This window comes from Cedecea lapagei, assembly GCF_900635955.1.
Taxonomy (GTDB): Bacteria; Pseudomonadota; Gammaproteobacteria; order Enterobacterales; family Enterobacteriaceae; genus Cedecea; species Cedecea lapagei.
Window position 1 is genome coordinate 692,182 of the sequence record NZ_LR134201.1, and the last position, 12,076, is coordinate 704,257.

A 12,076-nucleotide genomic window follows, 5' to 3' on the forward strand; every position below is an offset into this window, starting at 1 on the left:
AGAATCGTCCGCTTCTCCTGGCAGAATGAGAAAAGCAGGTTATGCTATTAATAGTTGGTCTTATGTTTCCGACTGCAACCATAAGAGATTTAAGTAGCATTAAAATCTATGTTCAAGGAGAAGAATTATGAATAAAGCCACCGCTATTGTTTCTGCCTGTATGATGACCTTTGCACTTGCAGCTTGCTCCAGCCCTAACTACATCATGCATACCAATGACGGGCGCGCCATCGTCTCTGAAGGTAAACCGAAGACCGATGACGAAACCGGGATGATCAAGTACAAGGACGCCAACGGCAATCAGCAGCAGATTAACCGCTCGGACGTAAAAGAGATGGTTGAGCTGAAGAAGTAAACGGCAGGCAAAAAAAAGCACCGCATTTGGCGGTGCTACATTAATCACTATGGACAGACAGGGTAAATGTACAGGAAGTGAAAAGGGGTAGCTTTGCTACCGTGGTCCGAAATCTCAGACCAATTGCAAACACAACAACACAACATCACAACCGTAAGCCAAAAGCCCTCCAGAACACGCATTCCAGAAAACTTTTCGTTCCGACTCAGGAAGTGCCGCCACTATAGGTATTTGCTGGTGCATCCTCAACGGACAATTTATAATGGCTCAGATAAAAAAAACTAATAGGTAAACAAACGCTGCCTGTTTGTTAATTGTTATTAACACTTAAGCCAAATAACCCCATGTCTAAGCGATTACCCCCTCTGAATGCGCTGCGCGTTTTTGACGCTGCGGCTCGTCACTTGAGTTTTACTAAGGCGGCTGAGGAGCTGTTTGTTACCCAGGCTGCGGTAAGCCACCAGATCAAGTCGCTGGAGGATTTTCTTGGCCTGAAGCTGTTCCGGCGCCGCAACCGTTCGCTGCTGCTGACCGAAGAAGGGCAGAGCTATTATCAGGATATTAAAGAGATTTTTTCTCAGTTGACCGAAGCCACGCGCAAGCTACAGGCGCGAAGCGCAAAAGGCGCGCTGACGGTAAGTTTACTGCCCAGCTTTGCGATTCACTGGCTGGTTCCTCGCTTAACAAGCTTTAACTCAGCTTATCCGGGCATCGACGTGCGCATCCAGGCGGTAGATCGCCAGGAGGACAAATTATCCGATGACGTGGACGTGGCGATCTTCTACGGACGAGGAAACTGGCCAGGACTGAGAGTTGAAAAGCTTTATGCTGAGTATTTGCTCCCTGTCTGCTCACCTATGCTGTTAACCGGTGATAAACCGATTAAAACGCCGGAAGATTTGGCCAGGCACACGTTATTGCATGACGCCTCGCGCCGGGACTGGCAGACTTATACCCGCCAGCTTGGCGTTAGCCATATTAATGTCCAGCAGGGGCCTATTTTCAGCCACAGCGCAATGGTGCTGCAGGCCGCCATTCACGGCCAGGGCATTGCGCTGGCCAATAACGTCATGGCACAAACGGAAATCGAGGCGGGTCGCCTGGTCTGCCCGTTCAATGATGTGCTGGTGAGTAAAAATGCCTTTTATCTGGTTTGTCATGACAGTCAGGCAGAACTGGGTAAAATAGCGGCGTTTCGACAGTGGATCCTGGCTAAAGCGGCCAGTGAGCAAGAAAAATTCCGTTTTCGCTACGAACAATAAGCAATCTTCGCGTGGCCCCGCCACGCCCTACTTTAGGGTTACACCATGACCAGCCGATTCATGCTGATTTTTGCCGCCATTAGCGGTTTTGTTTTTGTTGCCCTGGGTGCCTTCGGGGCACATGTGTTAAGTAAATCTCTGGGCGTTGCGGAGATGGGGTGGATCCAGACCGGCCTCGAGTATCAGGCGTTTCACACGCTCGCTATCTTTGGCCTGGCGGTCGCGATGCAGCGCCGCATCAGCATCTGGTTCTACTGGAGCAGCGTCTTTATGGCGCTTGGCACCGTCTTATTTAGCGGCAGTCTCTACTGCCTGGCCCTGTCGCACCTGCGGCTATGGGCGTTTGTTACCCCGGTGGGCGGCGTGAGCTTCCTGGCCGGCTGGATATTGATGTTAATTGGTGCTGTGCGCCTGAAACGTAAGGGCGTAAGCCATGAATAAAGTCATTTTGTACTGTCGCCAGGGATTTGAGAAAGAGTGCGCGGCAGAGATAACCGATAAAGCCGGCCAGCGCGGCGTTTACGGCTTTGCCCGAGTCAAAGAGCAGAGCGGCTATGTCGTGTTTGAATGCTATCAGCCGGAAGAGGCGGATAAGCTGGCGCGGGAGCTGCCGTTCAGCGATCTGATTTTTGCCCGCCAGATGTTCGTGGCCGGTGAGCTGCTAAAAGATTTGCCGCCGGAAGATCGTATAACGCCTGTTGTTGGCATGCTGCAGGGCGTGGTGGAGAAGGGCGGCGACCTGCGGGTCGAGGTTGCTGATACCAACGAAAGCAAAGAGCTGATGAAGTTCTGCCGCAAATTTACCGTGCCGCTGCGTGCCAGCCTGCGTGAAGCCGGTGTGCTGACCAATTACGAAACGGCGAAACGCCCGGTCGTGCACGTCTTCTTTATTGCGCCGGGCTGCTGCTACACGGGGTATTCCTATACCACTAACAACTCGCCGTTCTATATGGGCATCCCACGTCTCAGATTCCCGGCGGATGCGCCAAGCCGCTCCACCCTGAAGCTTGAAGAGGCGTTTCACGTGTTTATTCCCGCCGATGAGTGGGACGAGCGCCTGGCAAACGGCATGTACGCCGTTGATTTAGGGGCCTGCCCCGGCGGCTGGACCTATCAGCTGGTGAAACGCAACATGTGGGTTTCCTCCGTCGATAACGGCCCGATGGCGCAGAGCCTGATGGACACAGGACAGGTCACCTGGCTGCGTGAGGATGGTTTTAAGTATCGCCCGACGCGCACCAACATCTCGTGGATGGTATGCGACATGGTGGAAAAACCGGCGAAAGTGGCCCATCTGATGGCAACATGGCTGGTGAACGGCTGGTGCCGTGAGACTATTTTTAACCTCAAGCTGCCGATGAAAAAACGTTACGAAGAGGTGTCGCAAAACCTGGCGCAGATCCGTGAGATCCTCGACAGCAACGGCATTAACGCCGAGATCAAAGCACGCCAGCTTTACCACGACCGTGAGGAAGTGACAGTTCATATCCGCCGCTGGTGGGCGGCTGTGGGTGGCCGTCGCGACGAGCGCTGATGGCTTTGCCCCTCGCCGGTTCGCGGTGAGGGGCTTGCTTTTCTTCAGGCAGAAGGGCGTGCAGCGGGCAGCCTCAGCTGCTGGAGGTTCCCGTCGAGCTGTAAATCCGTCTGTAGCCTCGCGACCTGGCGACTGACAAACGCGCTCTCCCTGTGCTGTTCAAGCTTCTTACGCCATTTTTCCGGCACCTCATCCAGGCGCTGGTACAGCGTTTCCAGATTGGAAAACTGGTTAATCAACTGCGTGGCGCTTTTCGGCCCGATGCCCGGAATACCAGGAATTTTACTGCTGCTGATGCCCGCAAGCCCCCAGAAATCCCCCAGCTGTTCCGGCTGTACGCCATACTCCTGGGCAATAAACGGCGCATCCAGCCAGCGCTTCTGGAAGTAATCCCGAATTTGCAGGGTGGGGGCCAGAAGCTGGCAGTAGCCTTTATCGGTGGAGACAATCGTTGCCCAATGGCCGCCTGAGGCGACTTTGACCGCCAGCGTGGCCGCCAGATCGTCGGCTTCATTGCCTTTAGAGTGCCAGCACTGCACGCCGCGGTGGGTAAATGCTTCCCTCAGCGCGGGCATCTCGGCATGGAGATCCTCCGGCATGGGCGAACGGCCTGCTTTGTAGTCTGGCAGAACCTGATGCCGCCAGCCTTCGCGCCGCTCTTCGTCATCAAACACCGCGACCGCGTGGGTCGGCTGGCTGTGGCCGATGAGCTGGTCCAGCGCATGCAGGCAGGTTTCGACGCAGGGGGAACCTTGTACCGCGTGTATTCGGCGGATAAGGTTCAATGCATCGACGATAAGTAAATGAATAGCCATAGAAATTTACCTGTCACTCCAGTGCTCTTACCCTAACATTTCCCGTCGCGTTGAGCTATTCTCATCGCAGGATTCAGGAACCCTCCTCGCAAAAACCTGATAATCCTGGGTGGAAAGCCATTGCGCGGTCGTTAGGGGGCTATGTATATTTCTGGCGCATATAAAAATTGAGAACATCTTATGAGCAACGCAAAACATCTCGCGCAACGCATTCAAAATCTGCAGCCCTCGGCCATTCGCGAACTCCTTAAGCACAGCAAAATGCCCGGCGTGATTTCGCTGGCGGGCGGCATTCCCTCCAGTGAGCTCTTTGACAGAGAAGGGCTGGAGCAGGCGACCCGTCTGGTCCTGGAAGAGAACTTTAACGACGCTTTTCAGTATGGCCTGACCGAAGGCAATACCGAGCTGCGCGACCAGCTGGTTGAACTGTGCAAAGCGCGCGGGATCGCCACTCGTAGCGATCGGCTGCTGATCACCTCCGGTTCGCAGCAGGCGCTGGATCTGCTGATTCGTGCGCTGGCGGACGAGGGCGATGTTTTCGTCGTTGAGCGCCCAACCTACCTGGCCACGCTGCAAATCCTCAGTTTGACCCCTGCGAAAGTGGAGTCTGTTGGCGGGGATGAGCACGGGATGATTGTTGACGAGCTGGAAGCGCTGCTAAAAAACCACGCGTATTAAAGGTGTCTATCTGGTGCCAACCTTCGGCAATCCGAGCGGCACAACGCTGAGCGCAGAGCGCCGTGAGAAGCTGGTCAAACTGGCCGCTGAATATGATTTCGTGATTATCGAAGACGATCCGTATGGGGCGATTAGCTTTACCGATCGCCGCGAGAAAACCCTGATTCAGATCGCGAAAGAGCTGGGGCATGAAGATCACGTGGTCTATACCTCAACGTTCTCTAAAATTCTGGCGCCAGGCCTTCGCGTGGGCTGGATCATTCTGCCTGAGTGGATGAAGCAGCAGGTCGCGATCATTAAGCAGGCGACCGATCTTCATGCTAACTCGTTGACTCAGGCGCTGGCGGCGGCTTACCTTAAGCTGGGCCGTCTGGACCCGCAAATTGAGCTGATTCGTGAAGCCTACAAGCAGAAGTGCCTGACGCTTTCGCGCCTGCTGGAAGAAGAGCTGGGCGAGCATATTACCTTCAACCAGCCGCAGGGCGGAATGTTCCTTTGGGCCTCTTTCCGCTATGACTTCGATACGACGGCGTGGCTGCAAAAAACGCTGGAGAAGGGCGTGGTTTATGTACCGGGTGAATTCTTCTTTAGCGATCATGCTGACAAACGAACGCTGCGTTTCTCCTACGCTACGGCAACGGATGAGCAGCTGGTTGAAGCCGTGAAGCGCCTGAAAGCGGCGCTTTAAGAAAAAGGCTCCCGATTGGGAGCCTCAATTTTTTAGTCACAGGCGACAATTTTTAGCGCCAGGCCACCGCGAGAGGTTTCGCGATACTTGGCGTTCATATCCTTGCCCGTTTCATACATCGTCTCGATAACCTTATCCAGGCAGACGCGGGGTTCGCTGGTACGGCGCATTGCCATACGTGCGGCGTTGACGGCTTTCACCGCCGCGATGGCGTTACGCTCGATGCACGGCACCTGAACCTGACCCGCCACCGGGTCGCAGGTCAGCCCCAGGTTATGCTCCATGCCGATTTCTGCAGCGATGCAAACCTGAGTCGGGCTACCGCCCAGCAGCTCGGCAAGCCCTGCGGCCGCCATTGAGCAAGCTACGCCCACTTCACCCTGACAGCCGACTTCCGCTCCGGAAATAGAAGCGTTCATTTTGTACAGCGAGCCGATAGCGCCGGCGGCCAGGAAATAGCGGGCGCAGGAGTTAGCGTTCACCTGACGAATAAACTTGTCGTAATAGGCCAGAACCGCCGGAACAATCCCGCAGGCGCCGTTCGTCGGCGCGGTGACCACGCGGCCACCGGCGGCATTTTCTTCGTTTACCGCCAGCGCGAACATATTGATCCAGTCAACAACGGCCATGGGATCTGAGTTGTTCTTATCGGTGGTAACCAGCATACGGCGCAGCGCAGCCGCCCGGCGCGGAACGCGCATTTTGCCCGGCAGTACGCCTTCGGTGGTGATCCCACGTTCAATGCCGCTGCTCATCACTTTCCAGACCGCTGCAAAGTGGGCGTCGATCTCTTCCTGGCTATGCAGGGCTCGTTCGTTCTGCATCATCAGGCCGGAAAGCGACAGGCCCGTTTCACGACAGTGATTCTGCAGATCGGCCGCGTTTTTGTACGGATACGGCACGCTGACCGGATTTTCACTCTGTGCCCCAAAATGCGCTTCATCGACGATAAAGCCGCCGCCGATGGAGTAATAGGTCTGGGAGTAGAGAACCTTGTCACCCGCCAGCGCGGTAATACGCATTCCGTTCTCGTGCAGAGACAGGTTGTCGGCATGGAAGTTCATGCAGCTGTCTACCGGGAACTCTACCTCGTGCTGGCCGTTAGCCAGCGTCAGGCGACCGTGGGTGTTCACATCCTGAATCACATGCGGAATGGCATCGATATCAACGGTGTCCGGCAGGTTACCCGCCAGCCCCATAATAATGGCGATGTCGGTATGGTGGCCTTTGCCCGTCAGGGATAACGAGCCGTAGACGTCGACAACAACGCGGGTGATATCGTGCAGGATCCCTTGCTCAATCAGGTCGTCAGAAAATTGTTTACCAGCCTTCATCGGGCCGACGGTATGTGAGCTGGAAGGGCCGATACCGATTTTGAAAATGTCGAATACGCTAATCATAAGACATCCCTACGAAAGTGACTTGAGAGGAGAGAGCCACCCGTGTGGACGGGCGGCTTTAGCGTGCTTAGCTGAACAGCGAGTAGAAAATAGCGGAGATAGCAATCAGACCCATAATCACAACGAAGACGTTGCTGATGTGGCCGCTGTATTTACGCATGGCCGGGACTTTCTGAATCGCGTACATCGGCATCAGGAACAGAATCATCGCGATAACCGGGCCGCCCAGGGTTTCAATCATCCCGAGGATGCTAGGGTTCAGGGTGGCAACAATCCAGGTGGTTACCAGCATGAAGATCGCAGTGATGCGGTTCAGCTTGTTCAGCTCGATGGTTTTGCCTTTGCTGCGCAGAGACTTAATAACCATGCCGTTAAAGCCTTCACGCGCGCCCAGGTAGTGGCCGAGGAAAGATTTGGTGATGGCAATCATCGCAATGATTGGCGCCATCCAGGCAATAACCGGGGCATTAAAGTGGTTAGCCAGGTAGGACAGAATAGAGATGTTCTGCGCTTTTGCCGCCGCCAGGTCGGCTGGCGTCAGGCTCAGTACACAGCTGAAGACGAAGAACATCACGGTCAGCACCATCATGATGTGCGCGCGAGCCAGGATGCTGGAACATTTTTTCTCTGCGTCTGCGCCGTACTCTTCGCGCTTGGCCACGGCGAAAGAGGAGATGATTGGCGAGTGGTTGAAGGAGAACACCATCACCGGAATCGCCAGCCACAGGGTCATCCACAGGCCGCTGCCGGTAGCCGGCGTTGCGCTGAAGGAGAGGGTATCAAACGCCGCGCCGCTCCAGTTAGGGATCAGGTACAGGGCCAGCAGCATCAGGGCGGCAACGAACGGGAACACCAGGATGCTCATCGCTTTGACAATCATCTGCTCGCCGAAGCGCACGATGGTCATCATGCCGACGATCAGGATCAGGGAGAGAATCGCACGCGGAGGAGAGGTCATGCCCAGCTGGTGGGTAATAAAGCTGTCCACGGTGTTGGTGATGGCCACGCTATAAACCAGCAGAATAGGGTAGATAGCGAAGAAATAGAGCAGGGTAATCAGCTTACCTGCGCCGATACCGAAGTGCTCTTCTACCACTTCGGTGATGTCTTCGCCCGGATTTTTACCGGACAGCACGAAGCGGGTCAGGCCGCGGTGGGCAAAGAAGGTCATTGGGAAAGCCAGAATCGCCATGATAAACAGCGGGATCAGGCCGCCCACGCCGGCGTTGATGGGCAGGAACAGGACGCCAGCACCGATAGCCGTGCCGTACAGGCCCAGCATCCACATGGTGTCGGTCTTGCGCCAGGCGCCTTTTTGCTCAGCAGAGACAATACTGCCTGTTTGGGTGGTTTCCATTTACATCTCCAAAGGAATGTTTCGTGCAATGTTGAAAAAATCGCAGATTAAACGCCGTTAAAGGGTTAACTGCTGAAACTAAATTCTGGCCGTGGGCGTTTTTTTAGTAGTTGTGGCCCGTGACTATCGGCGGGCGGAAAGATACAGTTATGTCATCCATGTATCAGTGATCGCGATCCCAAATGCGATAATCTACGTTTGTTACGCAACAAACCCGCATAACAGTCTGTTCATAAGCATCAACTTGATATTTATGGGCGCGAAGCCTAACACTTGCCGATGATGCAATAAATTAAAGCTGACCAAATAACTCGGTTTTTGCCAAAGAAAGTGACTAAAACAGCATTTTTCAACGAGTATTTGCTTCAGGGCGCGATGTTTATGCTTTTAAGTGTGAGCGCAATCGATTAAATGGCGCCGGAAAGGGGAAAAAAGAGGGGCGGCTGTGGGCCGCCCTGGAAGGTTAACGTACGATTTCGTAGCAGGGGATGTAGGCGCTGCCGGGCAGCTTCATGCGGTGCTGGGCAACAAAGCCCTGCAGCAGAACGTCCATGCGCTTCATCATCTCCGGATCGCCGTGCAGCTTGTACGGGCCGAATTTCTCGATGGCATGGATACCCGCCTCTTTCACGTTCCCGGCGACAATACCGGAGAAGGCCCGGCGCAGGGATGCCGCCAGTTTCTCCGCTGGCTGATCCGGATAGAGCTGCAGGTTAGCCATATTTTCGTGGGTAGGTTCAAACGGCATTTGCAGGTCAGGTGAAATGCGAATTGACCAGTTGAAGCCGTAGGCATCGCCGGTCTCGCGGCGGTTCTCTTTCACCTGCGGCATGGCCTTTTTCATCACCCGCGCGACTTCGGTCGCATCGTCAATGATGATTTTATAGTGGCGGCGAGCCTGCTCGCCCAGGGTGCTAACGATAAATTCATCCAGCACGCGGAAATAGTCGGCACTCTCTTTCGGGCCGGTCAAAATCAGCGGCAGCACCTGATCGTGGTTGTGCGGATTCATCAGAATACCGAGCAGATAGAGCAGCTCTTCTGCGGTACCGACGCCGCCGGGGAAAATAATAATACCGTGGGCGATACGCACAAACGCCTCAAGCCGTTTCTCAATATCCGGCATGATGATCAGTTCGTTGACCAGCGGGTTAGGCGGCTCGGCGGCAATGATGGACGGTTCCGTCAGGCCGATAAAACGCCCTTCTTTGTAGCGCTGCTGGGCGTGACCGACGGCGGCGCCTTTCATCGGGGCCTCCATCGCACCCGGCCCGCAGCCGGTACAGATGTTCAGCTCACGCAGCCCAAGCTGAGTCCCTACGCGACGGGCATAGAGGTACTCATTTTCGTTAATCGAGTGGCCGCCCCAGCACACCACCAGGTTTGGCGCTTCGCCGACGTGCAGCGCACGGGCATTTCGTAAAATTGAAAACACCATATTAGTGATATGAATGGAGTTTTCTTTATTTAAATGCTGGAAACGGCCTGCGTTGGCGATTTGGCCGTTAACAAACAGAATATCCCGCAGTACGGCAAACAGGTTAGCCTGCAGTGCGCGGATGATGCGGCCGTCGACAAAGGCCTCTTCCGGGGGATTAATCAGCTCAAGTTTCACGCCGCGTTCACGGCGTAACACATTGATGTCAAAGTTCTGATAGCGGGAAAGCAGCTCTTTGCTGCTGTCGGTTTGACTGCCGGAATTTAGGACCGCCAGTGAGCAGTTACGAAACAGTTGATAAAGGTCGCTGCTGGCGGTGCGTTTAAGCATATCGACTTCCAGCTGCGACAACATATCCATTGAGCCAAGCGGGCTAATATGTGTAATCAAGTGAACTCCTTACGGAACGAAAAGTGCCGTTCTCACAGATTACAATAGCCCTGGCTTGTTCACTTTAACAACCCGTAAACCACATACCCTTTTGGCTCTGCGGGCGATTTCGCACTTATTGACGCGTCAGGCGGCCAAAAGCAGGATGGAAATCGGTATTGGTGCGCCACGGGTTAATGTCCAGCCCGCCCCGGCGCGTATAGCGCGCGTAGACGCTCAGCGTTTGCGGCTGGCAGAAGCGCTGCAGGTCGTTAAAGATGCGCTCCACGCACTGCTCGTGGAACTCATTGTGATGGCGGAAAGAGACCAGATAGCGCAGCAGCTTTTCGCGGTCGATTTTCGGGCCGCGATAGTGGATCTGCACGGAACCCCAGTCAGGCTGATGGGTGATCAGGCAGTTGGACTTCAGCAGGTGGCTAACCAGCGTCTCTTCCACGATTTCGGCGCCCGCAGCCTGCTGCAGATAATCCGCATTAAATTCGTAGCTGTCGATGGTGATGTCCTGCTCGTCGATGCATTCACCCCTAAAGGCCGCAATTTCCTGCCCTTCCAGCTCATGCAGGCGGAAAAGCACCACGCTGACCTCTCCTTCGGCGCAGGCGCTTAAATCGCGCTTCAGCGTCTCCTGAACGGTTTCCCAGTCGGCAAACCGCGTCTGGTTAAAGCTGTTCAGATAGAGTTTGAAGCTTTTTGACTCCACCAGGTTAACGCTATTGGCGTCCAGCTGCACATGGCCCACGGCCACCTGAGGAAGCCCTTTGCTGTTCAGCCAGGAGAGTTCATACAGCGTCCAGATGTCGCCGCCGCTGAACGGCAGGCTGTCGGCATGGAGGCCAAGCGGGTCGCGATTGAGGCTGCGCGGCACGGCCTGCAGCAGCGAGGGCTGGTATTGATCCTGATAAGCGGTTGGCTTACCCAGCGTCAGGCCACTCAGAGCCTGGTGATTTTCGTAGGACATGTTTCACCGAGATAAAGGTACAATTAGCTTTTATTGTACCCCAGCCTACGCGAGTGAGAAATTAATGAACGAAGTCGCCCTTGCCCTCAAAGAGTTTACCCGCCGTTTTTGCGACCAGTGGCAGGAAGAAACGGGAGGCTGGCCCGCCAGCGAAGCGCTCTATGGTATTCCATCCCCCTGTATTGTGACGACCACGGGCGGCGACGTGCGCTGGCAGCCTCAGCCGTTTACGCCGGAGGCCGACTTAAGCGCCGTTGAACGAGCGCTGGATCTCTCCCTCCAGCCTGCCGTCGAAGCGTTTTATACCACGCAGTTTGCCGGAGACATGCCAGCCGTACACGGTAACACCGCGCTGACTCTGCTGCAGGCGTGGAGTGAAGATGATTTTGTGCGGGTGCAGGAGAATCTGATTGGTCATCTGGTCACGCAGAAGCGTCTGAAATTATCGCCAACGCTCTTTTTAGCCACCACCGAAGATGAAATGGAGGTCGTTTCCCTGTGCAACTTGACAGGCGAGGTCGTGATTGAAAGAATCGGCACCCCTCAGCGCACCGTGCTCTCCACCTCCCTTCCTGACTTCCTCAATGCCTTAACGCCGCAGGTTATTTAGCTTTTTTACCCAAAGGTTTGTGAGAGATCTCTTACACGGGGTGTGAGAGATCGCTCCATTTAGCGGCAGATGAAAGCGACTCTCATTTATGGATATTCATATAAAACAATATGTTATTTTTGGTTTAGGAAAGTTCCGAATGAAAGTTTTTGCCCGCGAGGCCGCTGCATCCCTTGTCACAAGCGGGCAAATAGAGGATTCTATGTCCACCGACAGGAGGTCGGCGTTGTGAAGGAGATATTAGGATGATGTCGCTTCATGACGAAAGGAACCCGCCGGGATGGCGCACAGGGAAGGCTTCACAGATGAAGCAAGGATAACTCAGGAAGAGTCAGGGACACCTCCAGGATGGAGAATGAGAGCCGTAACAGGAGTACGGTGGGTCAGGAAGACTTAAGGAGTTAGCGTCAGGATGATGCAGGACACCATCAGGATGATGGTAGCAGGAAGCCATGGCGATGGATTGTTGGTCAGGAGACCAGAGGACAAAGTTGTCACGGACGAGCAGGGAGCACGAAAAGTAGCCGGATTAGCTGCGAAACGAACCGGGAGCACTGTGTAAACAGTGCTCCCTTTTTTTATGCCTTTTTC

The 12,076-nt window shown here is 54.7% G+C and carries 10 protein-coding genes and 1 pseudogene; 6 read left to right on the forward strand and 5 right to left on the reverse strand.

Going from position 1 to position 12,076, the window contains the following annotated elements; translation table 11 throughout:
- Positions 1–127: 127 nt before the first annotated feature.
- From EL098_RS03490 to rlmM, 4 genes are all read left to right on the forward strand, one after another.
- On the forward strand, positions 128–355 hold the full coding sequence (locus tag EL098_RS03490) for a YgdI/YgdR family lipoprotein (RefSeq protein WP_126354812.1): 228 nt from the start codon (positions 128–130) through the stop codon (positions 353–355).
- A gap of 344 nt (positions 356–699) precedes the next feature.
- Positions 700–1,617, forward strand: coding sequence for a glycine cleavage system transcriptional regulator GcvA (gcvA, locus tag EL098_RS03495; RefSeq protein WP_008458428.1), 918 nt, complete (start codon positions 700–702; stop codon positions 1,615–1,617).
- A gap of 45 nt (positions 1,618–1,662) precedes the next feature.
- The gene (locus tag EL098_RS03500; protein ID WP_008458426.1) at positions 1,663–2,058 is read left to right on the forward strand and encodes a DUF423 domain-containing protein; all 396 of its coding nucleotides are present in this window, start codon (positions 1,663–1,665) and stop codon (positions 2,056–2,058) included.
- Positions 2,051–3,151 carry a 23S rRNA (cytidine(2498)-2'-O)-methyltransferase RlmM gene (gene rlmM, locus EL098_RS03505; RefSeq protein ID WP_126354814.1) on the forward strand — a complete coding sequence of 367 codons (1,101 nt, stop codon included), beginning with the start codon at positions 2,051–2,053 and terminating at the stop codon, positions 3,149–3,151. Before EL098_RS03500 ends, rlmM begins: the two co-directional genes overlap by 8 nt.
- Before the next feature lie 44 nt (positions 3,152–3,195).
- Here rlmM and xni read toward each other — a convergent pair whose 3' ends face one another.
- Positions 3,196–3,966 (reverse strand): flap endonuclease Xni, encoded by a 771-nt coding sequence (gene xni, locus EL098_RS03510; protein WP_126354816.1) that lies wholly within the window; start codon positions 3,964–3,966, stop codon positions 3,196–3,198.
- A 180-nt stretch (positions 3,967–4,146) separates the two neighbouring features.
- On the opposite strand from xni, the pseudogene EL098_RS03515 reads away from it, so the two are divergent.
- Positions 4,147–5,332 (forward strand): annotated as a pseudogene (locus EL098_RS03515) (aminotransferase-like domain-containing protein).
- Between the two features lie 32 nt (positions 5,333–5,364).
- On the opposite strand, the gene EL098_RS03520 reads toward EL098_RS03515, so the two are convergent.
- The 4 genes from EL098_RS03520 to queF form a co-directional block, all read right to left on the reverse strand.
- Positions 5,365–6,732, reverse strand: coding sequence for an L-serine ammonia-lyase (locus tag EL098_RS03520; protein ID WP_126354818.1), 1,368 nt, complete (start codon positions 6,730–6,732; stop codon positions 5,365–5,367).
- 67 nt (positions 6,733–6,799) lie between these two features.
- Positions 6,800–8,089 (reverse strand): HAAAP family serine/threonine permease, encoded by a 1,290-nt coding sequence (locus EL098_RS03525; protein ID WP_126354820.1) that lies wholly within the window; start codon positions 8,087–8,089, stop codon positions 6,800–6,802.
- A gap of 463 nt (positions 8,090–8,552) precedes the next feature.
- Positions 8,553–9,917, reverse strand: a complete 1,365-nt coding sequence (gene ppnN / locus EL098_RS03530; protein ID WP_126354822.1) for a nucleotide 5'-monophosphate nucleosidase PpnN — start codon at positions 9,915–9,917, stop codon at positions 8,553–8,555.
- 115 nt (positions 9,918–10,032) lie between these two features.
- Positions 10,033–10,875, reverse strand: coding sequence for an NADPH-dependent 7-cyano-7-deazaguanine reductase QueF (gene queF / locus EL098_RS03535; protein WP_126354824.1), 843 nt, complete (start codon positions 10,873–10,875; stop codon positions 10,033–10,035).
- A 64-nt stretch (positions 10,876–10,939) separates the two neighbouring features.
- Between queF and syd the strand changes: the two genes are divergently transcribed.
- Positions 10,940–11,485 carry a SecY-interacting protein gene (gene syd / locus EL098_RS03540; protein ID WP_126354826.1) on the forward strand — a complete coding sequence of 182 codons (546 nt, stop codon included), beginning with the start codon at positions 10,940–10,942 and terminating at the stop codon, positions 11,483–11,485.
- The last annotated feature ends 591 nt before the right edge of the window (positions 11,486–12,076 follow it).

What these genes read in the sequence shown, in the direction of transcription:
- rlmM (WP_126354814.1), top strand. Translation starts at nt 2,051, where the DNA reads ATGAATAAAGTCATTTTGTACTGTCGCCAGGGATTTGAGAAAGAGTGC.
- EL098_RS03500 (WP_008458426.1), top strand. Translation starts at nt 1,663, where the DNA reads ATGACCAGCCGATTCATGCTGATTTTTGCCGCCATTAGCGGTTTTGTT.
- syd (WP_126354826.1), top strand. Translation starts at nt 10,940, where the DNA reads ATGAACGAAGTCGCCCTTGCCCTCAAAGAGTTTACCCGCCGTTTTTGC.
- queF (WP_126354824.1), bottom strand. Translation starts at nt 10,875, where the DNA reads ATGTCCTACGAAAATCACCAGGCTCTGAGTGGCCTGACGCTGGGTAAG.
- gcvA (WP_008458428.1), top strand. Translation starts at nt 700, where the DNA reads ATGTCTAAGCGATTACCCCCTCTGAATGCGCTGCGCGTTTTTGACGCT.
- xni (WP_126354816.1), bottom strand. Translation starts at nt 3,966, where the DNA reads ATGGCTATTCATTTACTTATCGTCGATGCATTGAACCTTATCCGCCGA.
- EL098_RS03490 (WP_126354812.1), top strand. Translation starts at nt 128, where the DNA reads ATGAATAAAGCCACCGCTATTGTTTCTGCCTGTATGATGACCTTTGCA.
- EL098_RS03520 (WP_126354818.1), bottom strand. Translation starts at nt 6,732, where the DNA reads ATGATTAGCGTATTCGACATTTTCAAAATCGGTATCGGCCCTTCCAGC.
- EL098_RS03525 (WP_126354820.1), bottom strand. Translation starts at nt 8,089, where the DNA reads ATGGAAACCACCCAAACAGGCAGTATTGTCTCTGCTGAGCAAAAAGGC.